This is a genomic window from Bacillus sp. JJ1503 (assembly GCF_036965125.1).
Classification (GTDB): domain Bacteria; phylum Bacillota; class Bacilli; order Bacillales; family Cytobacillaceae; genus Cytobacillus.
The window spans coordinates 1-19375 of record NZ_JBALOZ010000150.1 but is presented as its reverse complement, the minus strand read 5'-3'; the positions used below and the strand labels follow the sequence as shown (position 1 = coordinate 19375).

The window sequence follows — 19375 nt, the reverse complement described above, 5'->3', positions numbered from 1 at the left end:
ATTTTATCATTGGGCAATTATGTTAAAATGACCAATGTATAGATATGATGGAATACTAACAGGAAATTGATCTATTAAATGGAATTCATTATTGATTAGGAGGTTTATGTTAATAGCAACTGGGGAAAAAGATAAATAGCTAGGACAAATGGAGGTCATCAAAGTGCAGATTATTTTATATTTAAGTATAGCAGTCATCGCCATTGCTTTTCTCGTTCTTGTCATTTACCTATCAAAAACACTTAAGTCTCTTCAAGTTACACTAGATAGTGTTTCGAAAACGTTAGTAGGATTGGAGGGGCAGTTAGAAGGGGTAACAAGAGAAACAACGGCATTACTCGAAAAAACGAATGCGCTTGCAGAGGATATACAGCATAAATCAGAAAGTCTAGGCAGTGTTGTAAATGCAGTTAAGGAAGTAGGGGATTCTGTTCGAGGCTTCAATGGGTCCATCCAGAAGATTTCGCGCTCTATCGATAATCAACTAGAAGAAAATAAAGATAGAATTTCTCAAGTTGTTCAATGGAGTCAGATTATCATGGAGTTAAAGGACAAATGGAAAATGAGAAAACAAGCTCAATCCGATGAGGTTTCAGCTGACAAGCCTGTGCCTCAGAAAAGATGGATTAGAGAAAGAAATTTTTAGGAGGGATAAGGGTATGAGTAGTCAAGAGAGAAGCCAAAATGAACAAGGTCAATCAAAATCAGAGGAAAATATTAATACAAAGGATTTCTTAATAGGCGCACTAATTGGCGGAATGGTTGGTGCGGCTGCAGCACTTTTCCTTGCACCTAAATCTGGAAAGGAATTAAGAAATAATATTAATGAACAGGCTGTTGTTTTAAAAGAAAAAACAGGGCAATTACGTGAATCAGCTATGTCTAAGGGTACCCAGTTTGCTGGGGCCGCCAAGGAGAAATCAAATGTCCTTGCACAATCCGTATCCAAACAATCCATTGAATTGGTGAATAAGGTAAAAAGCATAAAGCCAATAGAAAATTTGACTGGCGGCGCTGAAGAAAATAAGACAGCAGTTAGCAATAAACAAGGCGCCAATAATGATGAAATACAGAAAAAGCTAGAAGAAACGAAAAAAGCTTTTGATGAAACGGAGCATAAATATAATCATTAATTTGGGGGAAAGTGATATGAAAAGGTTTAATGGAAATGAAGAATTTGAACAGGTTATGCAAGCTTCAGAGCAAGTAATGATCTTAAAGCATAGCTCTACATGTCCTATTAGTCAGGCTGCGTATGAAGAGTATGAGAGCTTTGCTAGTGAACATGAGAACCAGCAAATATATTATTTGGTTGTTCAAGAGGATCGCCCTTTATCTAACCACATTGCGGAGAAATATAATATTAAACACGAATCGCCTCAGGCACTGCTAATTAATAATGGCGAATTGGCCTGGCATACTTCTCATTGGAAAATTACCTATGATTCATTAACGAATGCAATAAAGGAACATAAATAAAAAACATCCGTTTTTAGCGGACTCTGGTTCCGTTATTTTTGAAAACAAGCCGATTTTTGGGCAGTATCGGACACACGTTCCTTTATTTGATGAAAATTCGTCATTATCTTCTTGTTTTTATCAAATAAAGGATTCTGTGTCCTTTAAAAAGTCCGCATCACTAATAGTACGGGTGCTAAGCCCAATAAAAAATGCGCAGAGTATTATATTCTCTGCGCATTTTTGTATTCAGTATCATTAGCTGTTTTCTTCAGCATTTTTATTACTAATTGTCATTTATACTTTAAATTCGAACCCGTTACGGTTTTGGATGTTTTTATTTATTCAAAGCAGTTGTTTTAATGGGCCAAACAATTTTTAAATCGTCTCCGGGTTCAATTGTACTATGAAATCTGGCCTGTGCCCCATTAACTAGCAAGACAAAGTTTCCATTAGATTCTGCTGGTATATCAATATCCACATGGCCAAACAGATCCTGAAAAATAAATGGCTCGATTCTGCCTTGTTCAATTATTAAATGGTCCCCATCCTGGATTAAGTCGTCCTCCAGTAACGTAACTCCTTGCCTCTTCACTGTGGAGACAGGCTTTCTAAGGTTAATCTTCTTGTCATTAAAGGAGACTGGGATGTTTTGTGACAGCATGATTTGTTTAAGCTGGGCAAATTCACGTACAGAAATAGCCGCCTTTTTTTCAATAACAATATGATCTCCATGTTCAAAACTATGATAGGATTTAATTTCCTTTCCGTTCCGGTATATTTTCCCAGAAAGGGGAGGAATAAAGGTTTCTTTTTCATTCAAATTAACTCGGAAAGGCCTAATTTCAGCAAGCAGTTCATGCAAATTAAGAGAAACGAGCATCTCTTCCACCGTTTCAGGAATTTTGCATATGATCGAATCACGGTCTTCTACAAGCTTATCTGGTGAAGCTGCAGTCCCGTTACAAATTAATGAAGCAGTAACGATATAGTGCTGCTCATTTATTTTGATTTGTTTCGATGGAATTTCATCGATTAGATCCTTTATGAGCACCTCTGCAGTTTGACCGTTCTTGCCTTTCTCAACAATGAGCTGATCTCCATTTTGTATGACGCTTTCTAATGAGCATGGGCTGTCATTGCATAGAATTAATGGAGCTTCTCCATGTCCGCCAGGAATTGTGATATTTTGTCCATTTAGATTCACTATCATGGCCAAACCTGGTTTTCCATATAATTTGTTCATCTTTATCCCAGCGGCAAGAAGACAGTCGCCAACAGTCAATTGTTTTACTTCGAATAATCGTACGGGCTGGTCATTTACATAAACAGTTTTGTATTGAACAGGGGATTTATGGGCAGCTATAGCAATTCCTATTGGCGTAACGAGCTCAGGTCCCTTTGTAATATGATCTGATAAAGTCAAAGATTGTATCGCATCAATTCCTCTGATTGCGACCCTGTTTTCGGGGAGATTTAATTTTTCCGCCACCCGTTTTGGCAACTCTGGTGTTTGGCTCCCACCACCTACAAGCATCACTGCTTTTGGCGGCTGCTGGTTGTTTAGATCAAGTATTTCCTCACATATTGACATTGCTAGCTTTTCTAATGCAGGAGAAATCCTTTGAACGATTTCATCCTTTTGGATCTCTGATTCAAATCCAAGTATGTCTGTAACCATTATCGAATCATGGTTAAGCAGTTCTCTTTTTGCCTTTTCTGCTAAAGGAAAATCCAAAAGGAGCTGATCACTGATCGCTTCTGTAATCTCATCCCCAGCTACCGGAACCATTCCATAAGCAATAATTGTTCCAAGATCTGTAATCGCAATATCAGAGGTTCCTGCCCCAATATCCACTAAAGCCACATTTAACCGGCGCATAGATGGGGGAATTAGAACATTAATGGCCGCAATTGGCTCTAGTGTTAAAGCTTCCATTTCAAGTCCAGCACGATGAAGAGCCGATAGAAGGGATTCAACAACAACCTTAGGCAAAAAGGTAGCAATAATTTCGACAGAGGCTTCTTCCCCCTGCTGGTCAATTAAACTGCCGATTTCTTCTCCATCCAATCGATAATAAAGAACCGAATAACCGACACAATAATAGTACGTTTTGTTTGATTGATATTTCTCTGCTACAATTGCTTGTGCCTGTTGAACAGCACTTAATTCTAAATGAAGGATATCTTCTTTTTGAATTAATGGCTTGCCGTTAATATCAATACTTACTTTAGCGCGTTCTGTCTTTAAGGCACGGCCAGCAGCAGCGACACAGACCTTTTTTAGCGAACCATGTTTTATTTCTAGTTCTTCCTTAATTTCGGTAATAATTTTGGAGACTGCTAATACATCATGAATTTGTCCATCATGCATGGCACGTTCCGTATGTTCTTTGACAAGGATATCAACAACATGATATTTGCCCTCAGTTTCATCTAAAATAATCCCATTCACAGAACGAGTGCCTATATCTAAAGCAAACAGCTTCTTTTGTTCAAGCAAGTTTACACACCTTCTTTGACTAATAAGAAAAAGTAAAATGAATGATAAAAGAAAACGCTTTATTACAGAAAAGCGTTTAATTATTAAAGAAATAATTAGTGACATGTCAGAAGATTTCATATATAATAATTCTAATTATTAAAAATGTACCACATATTTACGAGGCGATAAAGTAGAATGAGCAGAAACAAATGCGGAATAGAAAATAATCCTTTTGAAAATATTATTTATTCAGCATTAAAATTCGGATGAGAATGAATAAGTCATCCAATTTCATTCATATCGGACTCAAAAATTAAATTTGAGAAGGGAAGGGACAGGAAATGAGTAATGAACTTAATCAGTTGAGAGATCGTGTAGATGAACTAAATCTACAGCTTCTTTCACTAATCAACGAAAGAGCGAAGTTGGTTCAGGAAATTGGAAAGGCGAAAGAAACACAAGGTGTTCACCGCTATGATCCTGTCCGTGAGCGCCATATGCTCAATTTAATAAAAGAGCATAATGACGGCCCTTTTGAAAATTCAACAATTGAACATGTGTTCAAGGAGATTTTTAAGGCGGGATTAGAACTGCAAGAGGATGATCATCGTAAAGCACTTCTTGTTTCAAGAAAGAAAAAGCCTGAAAATACGATTGTTGATTTAAAAGGAGTAAAGATTGGTGATGGAAATCAGCATTTAGTATTTGGCCCTTGTGCAGTTGAATCGTATGAGCAGGTTGCAACAGTTGCTGATGCTGTTAGGTCTAAGGGGCTTAAGCTGCTTCGCGGTGGAGCGTATAAACCGAGAACATCCCCATATGATTTCCAGGGACTTGGACTGGAAGGTCTTAAAATCTTAAAAAGAGTTGCCGATGAATTCGATTTAGCTGTTATCAGTGAAATTGTTAGCCCTAATGATATTGAAACAGCTGTTAACTATATTGATGTTATTCAAATCGGTGCACGAAACATGCAGAATTTCGAGCTTTTAAAAGCTGCAGGTGCTGTCAATAAGCCAGTGCTACTAAAGCGCGGAATTGCGGCAACGATTGAAGAATTCATTAACGCCGCAGAGTACATTATGGCACAGGGTAATGGACAAATCATTCTTTGCGAACGCGGAATTCGTACGTATGAGCGTGCTACTCGCAATACTCTTGATATTTCTGCCGTACCGATTTTAAAACAGGAAACACACTTGCCTGTCTTAGTTGATGTGACACATTCAACAGGAAGACGTGATTTACTTCTTCCAGCAGCAAAGGCAGCATTAGCCATCGGAGCTGATGGAGTTATGGCTGAAGTTCACCCAGATCCAGCTGTAGCTTTATCTGATAACGCTCAGCAAATGGATTTAAAGCAGTTTGATGAATTTATGAAAGAACTGAAATCTTCTGCTTTTGCAAGAGTATAATACTTGAGAAGCCTTCTGCTAATTGTCAGAAGGCTTTTTTATTTTAAATTGTAAAATTTATACGCTTGACATTGCGGCATTCCCAAGTCTGTCGTATGATTAGTTACATAAATATAGATTGTGTAGCCACTCACAAACATCGTGGTGACTAGGTAATGATTGCTTGTTGTAAACTAGTAATAAATAAGTAACTTTGCCAATTATTTAAGGAGTGATATAGATGAATGTAACCATTTATGATGTTGCAAGAGAGGCTAACGTTTCCATGGCAACGGTTTCCCGGGTAGTAAACGGAAATCCTAACGTAAAGCCCGCAACAAGAAAAAAAGTATCAGAAGTCATTGAAAGGCTAGGATATCGCCCAAACGCTGTTGCTCGCGGACTAGCTAGTAAAAAAACAACAACGGTTGGGGTAATTATTCCAGATATTTCAAATATCTTTTTTGCCGAGCTGGCTAGGGGAATTGAAGATATCGCCACAATGTATAAATATAATATTATTTTAAGTAATTCAGATCAAAATTTAGATAAGGAACTTCATTTAATTAATACAATGCTTGGAAAGCAAGTAGATGGAATTGTATTTATGGGTGGAAATATAACTGAGGAGCTAGTACAGGAATTTGAGAAGTCACCTGTGCCAATTGTGTTAGCGGGTTCAATAGAAGAAACAGAAAGAATTCCTTCCGTTAATATTGATTATGAGCAGGCAACATATGATGTAATTATTAATTTTATAAATAGAGGCCATAAAGATGTGGCTATTGTCATAGGACCATCCCATGATCCTATTAATAGTGTGAAAAAGCTTGAAGGCTACAAACGTGCCTTGGCTGAAAAAGGTCTGCCATTTAAGGAGGAATTAGTGGCAGAAGGTGATTACACATATGATTCAGGAATTGAAGCATTTGAAAAGCTACTTGAGGCTGAAACAAAACCAACCGCGATTTTTTCTTCTTCAGATGAAATGGCGCTTGGCCTTGTTCATGGCGCTGAGGATCGAGGTTTCAATGTTCCGGAGGATTTTGAAGTAATCAGCTCAGATAACACGAAATTGTCGTTAATGGTTCGCCCGCAGCTAACGACAATCGTACAGCCGCTCTATGATATTGGCGCAGTTGCGATGAGACTCTTAACGAAATATATGAACAAGGAAGAAGTAACAGATCATATCATCGTACTCCCTCACCGCATCGAAGAACGAAGCTCAACAAAATAATAAAATAGCCGAGTGGAAATGGTTATTTCCGATCCGGTATACTGTAAAGATGAGCTTGTTACAAAATAAAAGGACCCTTTTGGGTCCTTTTGCGATTAAATGCTTTTTTAACTTGTCTTTTTACTTTGGTTTCGTATCGGATATAAGGCCTTATCAAGTGTCTGTTTATTTTTTTCTGTAATTTCCATTTTTCTTGGAATTGGCTTGTACATGTCGCCGGGGTCATCCCAATGTATTGGAAGCGGAACGGGTGAAGCATCCTTCCATGTATTCACCCACTCCGATGGCAAATCTCCGGTACCAATTTGCTTGTTCGTCATTTCCAACCAAATTAAAGCCCATGCACGAGGGACTACCCGCCATATATCGTACCCACCTCCACCTACTGCAATCCATCTGCCATCACAGTATTCATGGGCTATTTCATGAGCTAGCTTCGGAATTTCGCGATAAATATTAATGGTTGATGAAAGATGTGTCAGTGGATCTAAATAATGTGAATCAGCACCGTTTTGTGTTAGGATCACATCCGGTTTAAAATACGCTGCAATTTCTCTTATAGAAGTACGGTATATGTCTAGCCAGGAATCATCCTCCGTAAATGCATCAACAGGTATGTTAAAAGAATACCCATATCCCTTACCTTGACCCCGTTCATTAACATTTCCTGTTCCTGGAAATAAGTATCGGCCTGTTTCATGAATAGAAAGTGTACATACGCTAGGATCATCATAAAATGACCATTGCACACCGTCACCATGATGGGCATCTGTATCGACATATAGAACTCGGGCTTTATATTTTTCCTGAATGTATTTAATAGCGACTGAGCTATCATTATAAATACAAAAGCCTGAAGCTTTTCCCCTAAAGCCATGGTGGAGGCCTCCCCCAAGGTGAAGGGCATGCTTAGAACGGCCGCTCATGACATGATCAACAGCTGTTAAAGTTCCTCCAACTAGGAGCGAGCTTGCTTCATGCATTTTAGGGAATACGGGAGTGTCTTCTGTGCCAAGCCCATAATTCTCAGCTATTTCTTGTGAAAGCTGGCCGCTCCCTGCCAGTTTGACCGCATTCACATAATTGGGGTCATGTATTAGCTCCAATTCGTCATCTGATGCTCTTCTTGGCGCAATGATCTGATGTTTCTCAATAGAATTTAAATGCATTAGTAAATCGAGTGTAAGTTTAATCCTTAATTGATTAAAAGGATGGTTCTCACTGAATTTATAGTTCAGCAAATCCTCTGAAAAAACAAAAACTGAATCTTGAATCATGATGATTGCTCCGGATCATTAGGCCACAATACTTGATGACCAGCATCTTGTAAATCTTTAATGATGGAAAGTGGGTTCATTATTTGGACTCTTAAAACGATTATTTTATATTTTTCATCCTTCTTATCGGGATAAACTAACACACTTTGAATATTTGCTTTACGGTTTCGAATGACCGTTGTTATTTCGTAGAGCATTCCAGCTTTATTTGGTACTTTTACTTCTATTTGCGAGCCTGGCTGATGGGCACCTGTTAATTCAACTAATGTCCTTAGTAAATCAGTCTCTGTGACAATACCAACAAGCTTATCATCCTTTAATATTGGCAGACAGCCAATGCGGTGCTCGTAAAGAATCGCAGATATTTCCTCTACAAAATCGAGGGGATGTCCAGTGATAATATCTGTTTTCATAATCATTTTCAAAGGATTTTGTAAAAGCTCTTTAAATTTTTCTGTTTCAAAAAGGATGGAAGGAGTGGCATCACGTATGTCTCGGTCTGTTACTAATCCAATTAAGCGCTGATTTTCATCAATAATTGGCAGGTGGCGAATTTTCTTCTCATTCATTAGTTTAATGGCTTTTGCGATGCTATCATCTTTCGATAATGCCACAACTTCTGTCCACATAATTTCTTCGACAATCATTTCTATATCCCCCTATTTTGTCCAGCTCCAGCGCCTACCCCCGACGTACAGTACGTCGCGTTTTTGTCGACCTCGAGGTCATAAGCCAAGTCACTTAAAAAGGAAAGAACGCCTTTCCGAGTGACTTGTCTTATGCTTGTCGGACTTGCACAGGATGTGCTGACATCGGCGTTCGCCACGGGACGTGGCGGTTTTTAGTCGATGTTCTTTCGAGGCTCTTGCGCTTTTCTATCAATACATAAAACGATTCATAAATCGGAGGCGGTCAAATTTCTGTACAGAGTCAAGGTCGACCCTTTTACCGATCTTCGCCATTAAACAGTTAGCTGGATGAGAACTGATTTCTGGATCATCTGTTGCATACCATTCCAGTCCGCCTGCATTCATCATTTTCTCCATGACCTTTCGATATTCCCATACATTTAATCCTGTGCCTTTTAAATCCCAGTGCCAATAATATTCTGTTGTAATAATAATATAATCTTCCATTGCATCATCCATCATTGACACCTTTAAAAGGCTTTTACCCGTACCGGTACCTCTAAATTTAGGAATTACTTCAATGGCCCCAAGTTCAATTAAATTTTCCATTTTTCCTTCTGACCATCGTTCGAGCGGATCAGGGTATACGTATGTAACGTATCCGACAATTGTATCTCTGTACCTGGCAATAATAATTCTCCCTTCTGGCAGCCCGGCTATTTCGATAAGAGCCTTTTTTTGCTGCTCAGGTGGACGAAAAGCTACTAAGTCCTTATGAAACTCTAAGTCTGCTAATTTCTCAGGAGAAATAGGCCCTTCAATAATTAAATTTCCTTGCGGGGTTTTTAATTCTTTAGCATTATATGTTTTTCGATGTTCCATTTGTTTCACCGCCTAAGACAAATCATTATTAATTCTATTATACATAAAAATCATTATTTTTAAGTGACTTGACTTTATTTTCTGTATTATTCGAAAACAATTTGTGACAGTTTTATTCACGATGAAGAAGGCTACTAAGTATAGTTAATATCTATTTGTCATTAGTAGTAACATTTACTCATTTTTGTTTCCTGATAGTTAAATGGTTATGAAAATTATCCTATTGAATATTTTAAAAATTGAGAAAAGATAAAACCTATATTATAATAATAACAAACTTAAAACAGCATCAGCTCTCTCATTTACAAAGCGGATGCTTTGGGAGCCAAGCTGGAATCATCAGAGGGGGATATTGATATATGAAAATGGAAGCCTTACAAGCAACTCAAGGAGATTATAATTTAAAGAATTATGAAGAAACATACAAACAATTCGATTGGGCAGAAGGAGAGAAGGTATTCTCCTGGTATGATACAGGTCGAGTCAATATGGCTTATGAGGCTATTGACCGCCACGCAGAATCCTTCCGAAAAAATAAAATAGCTCTGTATTTCCGTGAAGGCTTAAGAAATGAAAAATATACATTTAAGGAAATGAAGGAGCTTTCTAATAAAGCAGGTAATGTTTTAAAAGCATACGGAGATGTTGAAAAAGGAGATCGCGTGTTTATTTTTATGCCGCGTTCACCTGAGCTTTATTTTGCTGCATTGGGTACGATTAAACTTGGTGCAATTGTCGGTCCGCTTTTTGAAGCATTTATGGAAGGGGCGGTTCGTGACCGTTTAGAGGACAGTGAAGCTAAGGTTCTTATTACGACACCTGAATTACTGAAGCGTGTCCCTGTCGATGAGCTTCCTGCTCTAAAAACTATTTTTCTAGTAGGAGAAGGAATTGAAGAGGAAGGGCCGTATATTGATTTTAATAAAAGATTAGCGGAAGCGAGCAATAAGCTTTCTATTGAATGGGTAGAACGGACAGATGGGTTGATCCTGCATTATACTTCCGGGTCTACTGGTAAACCAAAAGGGGTATTACATGTTCACAATGCTATGATTCAGAAATATCATACGGCAAGATGGGTTCTTGACATGCAGGAAGAAGATGTCTTCTGGTGTACGGCAGATCCGGGCTGGGTTACTGGAACCTCCTACGGGATGTTTGGGCCTTGGTTAACCGGAACGTCAAATTTAATAGTTGGCGGAAGATTTAATCCGGAATCCTGGTATAAAATGATTGAAGAGTATGGCGTATCAATCTGGTACAGTGCCCCTACAGCATTTAGGATGCTAATGGGAGCTGGAGATGAGGTTGTTAAGAAATTTGATTTAAGCAGCCTGCGCCATATTGTGAGTGTTGGAGAGCCTTTAAACCCTGAAGTAATAAAGTGGGGAATGAAGGTATTCCATTTAAGAGTCCATGATACTTGGTGGATGACTGAAACAGGAGCTTTATTAATCTGCAACTATCCTTGCATGGAGATTAAACCTGGATCGATGGGCAAGCCTATACCAGGTGTTGTGGCTGCCATTGTAGATGACCAAGGAAATGAACTGCCTCCATATCGCATGGGCAACCTGGCCATTAAAAAAGGCTGGCCAGCTATGATGCATGCGATTTGGAATAATAAAGAGAAATATGAATCCTATTTCATGCCTGGAGACTGGTATGTTTCAGGTGATTCAGCTTATATGGATGAAGATGGCTACTTATGGTTCCAAGGACGTGTGGATGATGTGATTATGACATCTGGGGAAAGAGTCGGACCATTTGAAGTGGAGAGCAAGCTCCTTGAGCATCCTGCTGTAGCAGAAGCAGGTGTAATTGGTAAGCCGGACCCTGTCCGCGGTGAAATTATTAAAGCCTTCATTGCGCTGCTGGATGGCTATGAGGCATCTGATGAACTAGTTGAAGATATTCGTCAGTTTGTGAAAAAAGGACTTGCAGCTCATGCTGCTCCACGCGAAATAGAATTCCGTGATAAGCTTCCAAAAACGAGAAGCGGAAAAATTATGCGCCGTGTCTTAAAGGCTTGGGAACTAAACCTGCCAACTGGTGACCTTTCCACAATGGAAGATTAATAAACAAAAAGAAGAACCGTGCCATTTGCACGGTTCTTTTCTGTAAAAATCTATACTTCCTCTGTTGGCGGTGTTTCTGGATCATCTCCATTTCCATCATCATCATTATCACCAGGAGGATCCTTTGGATTTTCTTCTTTAGGCGCTGTTTCACCAGGCTGCCCAATTTGAATGATATTGGATGGAGCAGATTCTTTCCCTGCAATATCAACAGCTGTTACATAGAACTCTCCATTAGGTGCTTGGAATGAAAGAGTATTACTAGCGGAGATGCTGCTCACCTTTTTCACGCTTTCATCTGATTTTTGGTAAACACGATAGCCAATTACATCATTTTCGGCATGCGCACCCCAAACAATGGTCGAGTTTGATCGGCTAATAGCTGGGGCATCTGGAGCCTTTCCATTTTCCTCTAATTTAGAATCAGCTGCTATAAGGCCTTTCCATCTATCCTTATTCGGAATTAACTGTGATGCATCCTTTATTGAAATACCATACTTATCCTCGAAAAACTTAGGACTAATCGCTACGCCTGAATGGATAAATTCATCTGGTGTGCTGTCTAAGGCTTCGTATCTATTAGTTCCGATAAGGACATACTTTCCATCTGCAAAGTTATTATCAGTCTGTGTAGGAAGGAACTTCGCATTAAACCAGTCTGTCGTAACGAGACCTGCTTTAGAACAAGCATCAGAAGGAAGAAGACCAGATGCTGCGCAATAGGATCTGCGGACAATTCCACCAGGCATTTGGAATTGCTGATTTGTTGCCACCAGATCAGGAGCTGCGTCATAGGCAGCATTCATAAGGTCCGCCCATAAATATACGTTACGGGGACCGTGATGGACTCCTTTATATCTAAGCTCTAATGATTTTGGAGTGTCATATCCATTCCAGACTCCAAAGCTAACTTTTGGATTAACAGCCACAAACCAGGAATCTTTTAAATCCTGACCTGTACCGGTTTTACCAGCCCAGTCTGAACCAAACTTTAACCGGCCTTTTAATGATGTTGCTGTCCCTTGATTGATTACATCTCTCATCATATCAATGGTCAAATAAGCAGTTTGCGGGCTGAATACTTCAACGGGTTCCGCTTCATGCTGATAAATAGTTTTACCAGACTTATCTACGATTTTTTCAATCATGTAAGCATCCACAAAGTTTCCGCCATTTGCAAAAGTGCCAAAGGCATTTACATTCTCTTCAACTGTTACTCCATTCGTAATTCCACCTAGAGCCAGTGAATTGGTTGTATAGTCATTTTCAATAATCGATGTAAAGCCCATTTTCTCTAAATACTGAGCAGGCCGCTGATTAATAATGGTACGATATGTCAGCATAGCTGGAACGTTATAAGACATCGCTAGAGCATAACGAGCTGAGACTAAACCACTGTAAGTTTTATCATAGTTGTTTGGATAAGGCACATTTGGTCGGTGTGGGTCCAGAAATACCTCTACATCGGGAATAACGGATCCCGGTGACACTTCTCCCAGCTCTAAAGCAGGTGCGTACACAACTAGCGGCTTCATCGTTGAACCGTTCGATCTTAATGTATCCGTTGCATGGTTTACTTGCTTAAGGTTATAATCTCTTCCACCTACAAAGGATAGGATTTTACCAGTGCTGTTTTCGATGAGAATTGCACCAACCTGAACAGGCTCTATTACTTCTTTCTTTTCCTTCGTTTCAGGGTCTTCGATTATTTCTATTTTATCGCTTCCATAAAGGGAAAAATTATCTTTTGCCACTTGCATCGCATCATAAATACCCTTATGAATAGTTGTATGAATTTGGTAACCGTTTTGACGGAGGTTTCGGTCTGCTAATATTTTATATTCATTTTCCAGCTCTTTATCATTCTTCAAATCTTCATCCGTATAGCCATCTTCTTTGGCAAGGATGCCGGCCAAAATGTCTTTAGCCCGTTTTTCTATCTCAAATGTTAAATACGGATACTTTTCAACAGTACTTTCAATACGGGGAATAAAATCCTTCGTAATATCATAGGCTAAAGCTTCTTCAAATTGCTTCTGTGTGAGCCTTCCGTCATCAAACATTCTGTTTAATACCGTTTTCATCCTTGTAAGACCTGGTTCAATGCCCTCAGCCTTCTTCAATTCCCCGCCTTGTGTATAGGGAGTATAGCCAAAGGGGCTTTGAGGAAGCCCAGCTATGAAAGCGGCCTGGGGAATATTTAATTCCTTTGCATTTACTCCAAATATTCCTTTAGCAGCTGCTTGAACACCAGCGATGTTTCTGCCAGATGAATTTCTGCCAAAGGTGGAAACATTTAAATAGGCTTCCAAAATTTCTTTCTTATCGAAAAACTTTTCTAAGCGTAGGGCAAGCAAAATTTCTTTCGCTTTCCTTTCAAAAGAAACTTCATTTGTTAACAGCTGATTTTTTATTAATTGCTGTGTGAGTGTACTTCCGCCCGTTTGAACAGACGAATTCGTTACTTCTTGAAAGAGAGCACGCATAATTGCCTTAGGAACAACTCCATCATGCTCATAAAAATATTCATCCTCTGTTGCAATCACAGCATCTATTAAATATTGGGAAACATTCTCAAGCTTTACTTCTTCCCTGTCTAAATCTGTTCGAAGCTTTCCAAGGTAAACATTTTCTGCAAAATATAAATCGGATGTCTCTTCATAGTTATAAATATCTTTTTTCATCTTTTCATAAGGACGAATTTTCTCATTCTTAACGAGTGAAGCAAAATATCCTGCTCCAACCCCACCAGCAAAGGAGCCAACCAAGACAATAATAATAATAAATAATAAAATAAGATTCCAAGCAACTTGAAAGGAGATACTAGCACCTTTTGCTGCTTTTTTATTGGTTAGCAGGGCTACCCACGACTTCCATTTATCTTTGTTATTTTGATTTTCCTTCATTCGCATCATTCCCCCTAAAATCACATACATTATAGCATAAACAGGCAATCCATTAGTTATCGGTTCGCTATTTTTCTAAATTTCCCTTTTTTCTTTCATCTGAGTATTTGACATTTATTATCTCATATGATAAAAATGCTTTATTATTAAAAAAATTTATATAAGCTTTGATGGGAATAAGTAGTACTTCTATCTCTGTTTCAGAAAGCCGGCGGCTGCTGTGAGCCGGTACACATAGAAGGATGAATTACCTCCCTGAGCATTCACTGTCAACCTGAGCTATCAGTTATAGCAGTGAACGGAAGATCCGTTATCAGAAATGAGTGGAGGACAATTGTCCTCAATTTGGGTGGTACCGCGCAAAATTAATGCGTCCCTGCAATTATGCAGGGGCGTTTTTTGTTTTTTTGGTAATGGACGATATGAAGGGGTAACTAAAAAGGAGGAAGCAAACAATGAGCTTACTAGAAGATTTACAGTGGAGAGGGATTGTTTACCAACAAACAGATGAAGAAGGAATGAAGGACACCTTAAATAAGGAGAAAATCTCTTTATATTGCGGGATGGATCCAACAGGTGACAGTATGCATATTGGGCATTTGCTGCCATTTCTTACATTGAGGAGATTTCAAAATCATGGACATCGTCCGATTGTACTTGTCGGCGGAGCAACTGGCTTAATTGGTGATCCAAAAATGACTGAAGAAAGAACACTGCAAACAGTTGAAACTGTGCAGCATAACGTAGATTGTCTGACAAAACAATTAAAAATGATTTTTGATTTCGAAGGAGAAAACGGAGCGATCATGGTAAATAACTATGATTGGACTGCACCGATGAATATTATCACCTTCCTAAGAGACTATGGGAAGCACGTAGGTATCAATTATATGCTGGCAAAGGATACGATTGCGTCACGCTTAGAAACAGGGATATCTTTTACAGAGTTTACCTACACAATCCTTCAAGGAATGGATTTTAAACATTTATATGAAAATTACCAATGTAAGCTGCAAATTGGCGGAAGCGACCAATGGGGCAATATTACGACAGGTCTTGAACTCATTAGAAAAATGACAGGGGAAGGCTCGAAAGCATATGGCTTAACGATTCCACTTGTGACGAAGGCTGATGGAACAAAATTTGGAAAAACGGAAAGTGGCGCTGTGTGGCTAGATCCGGAAAAAACCTCACCATATGAGTTCTATCAATTCTGGATTAATGCTGCTGATGCTGATGTTGTTAAATACTTGAAATACTTTACTTTCCTTTCTAAAGAAGAAATTGAAGGACTAGAACAATCTGTTCAAGAAGAAGCACATCTTCGTAAAGCTCAAAAAGCTTTAGCCGAGGAAATGACTCGTCTCATACATGGGGAGGAAGCATTAAATCAGGCAATAAAAATTTCAGAGGCATTATTTAGCGGTGAAGTAAGCAATCTTTCCGGGTCAGAAATTAAACAAGGATTTAAGGATGTCCCATCGTACGAGCATACTTCTGGTGAGGAAATTGGCCTTGTTGATTTACTAGTGGATGCAAAAATCTCGCCATCTAAACGTCAAGCTAGGGAAGATGTGGCAAATGGAGCCGTTTCGATTAATGGTGAAAGAGTAACAGAAACAGACTATGTCCTTACGGTAAATGATCGCATCGAGAATGAATTTACCATCATTCGCCGCGGGAAGAAGAAATATTTCTTAATTAAATACTAATTCATTAAGTCATCAGCAATAAAGATTTAATAAAAGCCCTAGAAATTACAAAAGCATAATTTCTAGGGCTTATTAAATTCCGTATATTTTATAACTTAAATTTCATAACTAAGCCGTTTAGCTTTTNNACTGGCAACTTCATCCATTGAACTGCTGATTTGCTGGGAGGAGGCAGAGGTTTGTTCTAAACCTGCAGCTGACTCTTCAGAAATGGCTGCGATTTCGGAAATTGATCCGCTCATGATTTCACTATTCGCAGTGATTGCAGCTAGATTTTCAGTAACAGTGAGGATATTATTGGACATGTTTTTTATCGCCGCACTAATGCCTTCGAACGTCTCACTAGTAGTTTTAATTTGGCTAGTCCCTTGAACAACTTCTTTATATCCTGTTTGTAATGATTTAGTTACTATATTTGATTCATCCTGAATACCTGTTACGATGTTTGTAATATCAGAAATAGATGAAGATACCTGTTCTGCAAGCTTTTTTACTTCATTAGCTACGACTGCAAAACCTTTGCCATGTTCTCCAGCTCTTGCTGATTCAATAGCTGCATTTAAAGCTAATAAATTCGTCTGGTCAGCGATATCTTTTATGACAGAAACCAATTTAGAAATTTCTTGAGACTTGGTATCAAGGCCGTACACTTTTTGCATTGCATCCTGCATAATTTGATCAATCTTTGTCATTTGATTAAAGGAAGACTCCATTAGCTGGCTTCCTTCACCAGTCATTAACAATACCTCATTGGACGCCTGTAGAATAAGATCGCCATTTGCATCCGCTTCTTGAACTGTGGATGAAAAGGAGCCCATGATGGAGGATAGATTGCTTGCATTGGCAGCTTGTGATTCTGTGCCAGTTGCCAATTCCTGCATGGTAGTCGCAATTTGTTGAGATCCAGCATTTACCTCATTGGCAGATTGCGTTAATTCTTCACTCTGACCTGCAATAGATTCAGAGACTAGGTTAATTTCACTTAATAATTGGCGAACATTATTATTCATTTCATTTGTAGAAGCTACTAGCTGGCCAACTTCGTCTTTAGAATTATTTTTTAACGGTTCGTGGCTCATATCACCGCTAGCAATGAGATTCATTCTTTCCATTACCTTTTTTATTGGGCCTGAAATCACATTGGAGGTTATTAGTGCTACTGCAATACTAACAACTACAGCCAAAAGAATGACAATCGTTATGTAAAGGACCGTTTTTTCTCCACTAGCTATAATTTCTGTCCCTTTTCTATTAATTGAATCTTGGCTATCGCTGGCTAATTTTTCATATCCAGCCATAAGTTCACGAACGGTTGTATCTGTTTTTGCAAGGTTTTGCCGTGCGATTTCGATATTTCCTTTTTCGTACTCTTCAAATACTTCTTTGGCCACATACTGTCTCCATTCAACAGTACGGTTAATAAGTTCATCAAACTCCTGAGATGCACCAATCTTTCTAACTATTTGCTCATAATGCTTCCCTTTCTCAGTATATTCGTTAAAGCGTTCTTTGTAGTCACCGCCATATAGGACATAGCCTCGTGCAGTTGATATTCTATTTGCCAAAGTACTAGACATTTGCTCATTTGCAATTAATAATTGGATCTCGTGATCAACAATGAATTCTGTGTCATTATTCGTTGTATTGATTTGATAAAAACTAAAACCTCCTAATAGTAACACGAGAAAAATCACTATTGAAAATCCAAACAATATTTTCGTTCTAATACTTTTGAAGCTTAATAAACTTTTCAATTCTTTTCCCCAACTTTCAATATATTCATCTTTTTTAGACATAACTACATAAGGCTAAAGTGTCATTTACTAAAGCCGTTTCGGTCTTGATATATAGTAGCCCTGAAGTATAGGTACACCCAATTGTTTTGCGGCTAACAGGTCATTCTTTGTTTCAATGCCTTCTAGCACTAATTTTATTTCTTTGTTTGTGAATCCTAAAAAGAGAGAGACTAGTGCCTGTTTTTCGGTTGATGCGGAAAAGCCTTTTGATTTTGTATGATCCAGCTTTACAAAATCAGGCGAAATAATTTCGATCATTTTAAAAGAGTCTTTAGTAACCGGTAAATCGTCAAATGCAATTTGGAAGCCATTCGATTTTAAAAACAATAGACGGCTCATAAAAATTTGTTGTTCCCAAATATTTTTTTGGATAGCTTCCTCGTTTATTTCAAAAACGATCTGTCCTCTAATAGTAGGAAATAAAAGGAGCAATTTATTTATGAAACTTTCGAAATCGTGATGGACGATTGTTGTGGGCAGAATATTTATAAACAATAAATGAGATTTTAAATAAAAGCTAGGGTATTGCAGGACTGCATTCTTAATGCAATACGTGTCTAACTCAAATAAAAACCCGTTATTTCTGGCCTTTTCAATTACAATTAGAGGATTCATTCGTGGTGTAGTTCTCATTAAAGCTTCATGTGCAAAAATAGTATCATTGCTGCTATTCATAAGCGGCTGATATTCACTGTACAATAATTTTCCTTGCGTTATTGTTGTAATGGACCGAAAATCTATTTTACACCCTTCTTCCTACACAATATTAGCTTATTATTTAGGTAATTCCCTATTTATTACACCCATTCCATCTAATATAGCCTTTGCATCTTTGTTTAAATATTCGAGTATATCTGTTCGCAAAAGCAATTTTGCTTTATCCTTAATAACTAGCTTTAAGCCTCTAATATCAAAATTAGTTGCATATGTATTGATAGCGATTAAAGTTGCCATGTCTTGTCTGGAGATAGGCTGATTCCCTGCATCATGTCTTTCTATAAGGAATTTAAGTAAATCTCTTGCATTGCTTTTCAGTGAAATCCTATGTTTATCTAATACATTTAGATTTTCTTCAATAAGTTTTCTCGCTGTGACAAAGTCTAATTGCTCCATATATTTATTGATATCAGCAATTAAATTTTCAACCTTCATAAAACCTCACCTCACTTAAATTTTTTTCTGCCCTAAAAAATAAACACTAAGTAATAGGCTTTTTCTGATAGAAAATAAAAAAAGCTATTCCAAATAGAATAGCCAAAAATTTCATGGGAAATAAACAAGAATTTGGTAACCTGGCAATCATAGTAATAGGTATTTTTAACTACCTAAACCTTAGACCCAAGGGCTTTGCGTCCTATTCTTTCAAATAGTTTGCCTTTTACATATAGGGCTTCTTACTTAAATTATAATAAAACAATAAAATACAAAATTCAACATAATTCTACAAAATTCAACGTTTTCTCTAAAATAATACATTTACTCAAATTTTTTCAAAAAGAAAAACCCTAGCGGCGTTAT

Annotated in this window: 15 protein-coding genes, 1 riboswitch and 1 other annotated feature; of the genes, 7 read left to right on the top strand and 8 right to left on the bottom strand. The window is 38.1% G+C overall.

Annotation, left to right across the window (positions count from 1 at the left end; all coding sequences use genetic code 11):
• Positions 1-163 precede the first annotated feature (163 nt).
• From V7149_RS12730 to ytxJ, 3 genes are read left to right on the top strand one after another with little or no spacing between them, the layout of a single operon-like run.
• Positions 164-646 (top strand): DUF948 domain-containing protein, encoded by a 483-nt coding sequence (locus V7149_RS12730; protein ID WP_335346003.1) that lies wholly within the window; start codon positions 164-166, stop codon positions 644-646.
• A 13-nt stretch (positions 647-659) separates the two neighbouring features.
• Positions 660-1133, top strand: coding sequence for a YtxH domain-containing protein (locus V7149_RS12725; RefSeq protein WP_335346002.1), 474 nt, complete (start codon positions 660-662; stop codon positions 1131-1133).
• Between the two features lie 16 nt (positions 1134-1149).
• Positions 1150-1479 carry a bacillithiol system redox-active protein YtxJ gene (gene ytxJ, locus V7149_RS12720; RefSeq protein ID WP_335346001.1) on the top strand — a complete coding sequence of 110 codons (330 nt, stop codon included), beginning with the start codon at positions 1150-1152 and terminating at the stop codon, positions 1477-1479.
• Positions 1480-1795: 316 nt separating this feature from the next.
• Here ytxJ and V7149_RS12715 read toward each other — a convergent pair whose 3' ends face one another.
• On the bottom strand, positions 1796-3961 hold the full coding sequence (locus tag V7149_RS12715) for a cell division protein FtsA (protein WP_335346000.1): 2166 nt from the start codon (positions 3959-3961) through the stop codon (positions 1796-1798).
• 323 nt (positions 3962-4284) lie between these two features.
• Between V7149_RS12715 and V7149_RS12710 the strand changes: the two genes are divergently transcribed.
• On the top strand, positions 4285-5358 hold the full coding sequence (locus tag V7149_RS12710; protein ID WP_335345999.1) for a bifunctional 3-deoxy-7-phosphoheptulonate synthase/chorismate mutase: 1074 nt from the start codon (positions 4285-4287) through the stop codon (positions 5356-5358).
• A gap of 220 nt (positions 5359-5578) precedes the next feature.
• Complete coding sequence (gene ccpA / locus V7149_RS12705; protein WP_335345998.1) at positions 5579-6577, top strand: catabolite control protein A; 999 nt, start codon at positions 5579-5581, stop codon at positions 6575-6577.
• 107 nt (positions 6578-6684) lie between these two features.
• On the opposite strand, the gene V7149_RS12700 is transcribed toward ccpA, so the two are convergent.
• The 3 genes from V7149_RS12700 to V7149_RS12690 all read right to left on the bottom strand — a co-directional run bounded on the left by V7149_RS12700 (position 6685) and on the right by V7149_RS12690 (position 9365).
• Positions 6685-7854, bottom strand: a complete 1170-nt coding sequence (locus V7149_RS12700) for an acetoin utilization protein AcuC (RefSeq protein ID WP_335345997.1) — start codon at positions 7852-7854, stop codon at positions 6685-6687.
• Entirely contained in the window at positions 7851-8501 is a 651-nt protein-coding gene (locus V7149_RS12695) for an acetoin utilization AcuB family protein (RefSeq protein ID WP_335345996.1), read from the bottom strand. The genes V7149_RS12700 and V7149_RS12695 overlap by 4 nt, the downstream gene beginning before the upstream one ends.
• Positions 8502-8732: 231 nt before the next feature.
• Positions 8733-9365 (bottom strand): GNAT family N-acetyltransferase, encoded by a 633-nt coding sequence (locus V7149_RS12690; RefSeq protein WP_335345995.1) that lies wholly within the window; start codon positions 9363-9365, stop codon positions 8733-8735.
• A 359-nt stretch (positions 9366-9724) separates the two neighbouring features.
• Here V7149_RS12690 and acsA point away from each other — a divergent pair, with 359 nt between their 5' ends.
• Positions 9725-11443, top strand: a complete 1719-nt coding sequence (acsA, locus tag V7149_RS12685; RefSeq protein ID WP_335345994.1) for an acetate--CoA ligase — start codon at positions 9725-9727, stop codon at positions 11441-11443.
• 50 nt (positions 11444-11493) lie between these two features.
• Here acsA and V7149_RS12680 read toward each other — a convergent pair whose 3' ends face one another.
• Positions 11494-14349 carry a transglycosylase domain-containing protein gene (locus V7149_RS12680; RefSeq protein ID WP_335345993.1) on the bottom strand — a complete coding sequence of 952 codons (2856 nt, stop codon included), beginning with the start codon at positions 14347-14349 and terminating at the stop codon, positions 11494-11496.
• A 158-nt stretch (positions 14350-14507) separates the two neighbouring features.
• Positions 14508-14730: a binding site (T-box leader), on the top strand.
• A gap of 74 nt (positions 14731-14804) precedes the next feature.
• Between V7149_RS12680 and tyrS the strand changes: the two genes are divergently transcribed.
• Positions 14805-16061: a tyrosine--tRNA ligase gene (tyrS, locus tag V7149_RS12675; RefSeq protein ID WP_335345992.1), complete on the top strand. Its 1257-nt coding sequence runs from the start codon at positions 14805-14807 to the stop codon at positions 16059-16061.
• Positions 16062-16156: 95 nt separating this feature from the next.
• Here the strand turns inward: tyrS and V7149_RS26530 are convergent, their stop codons facing one another.
• From V7149_RS26530 to V7149_RS12660, 3 genes are all read right to left on the bottom strand, one after another.
• Positions 16157-16753, bottom strand: coding sequence for a methyl-accepting chemotaxis protein (locus tag V7149_RS26530; RefSeq protein ID WP_438824112.1), 597 nt, complete (start codon positions 16751-16753; stop codon positions 16157-16159).
• Between the two features lie 1131 nt (positions 16754-17884).
• On the bottom strand, positions 17885-18556 hold the full coding sequence (locus V7149_RS12665; protein ID WP_335345990.1) for an EAL domain-containing protein: 672 nt from the start codon (positions 18554-18556) through the stop codon (positions 17885-17887).
• A gap of 75 nt (positions 18557-18631) precedes the next feature.
• Entirely contained in the window at positions 18632-19009 is a 378-nt protein-coding gene (locus tag V7149_RS12660; protein ID WP_335345989.1) for a hypothetical protein, read from the bottom strand.
• Between the two features lie 131 nt (positions 19010-19140).
• A riboswitch (cyclic di-GMP riboswitch) is annotated at positions 19141-19243 on the bottom strand.
• Positions 19244-19375 lie beyond the last annotated feature (132 nt).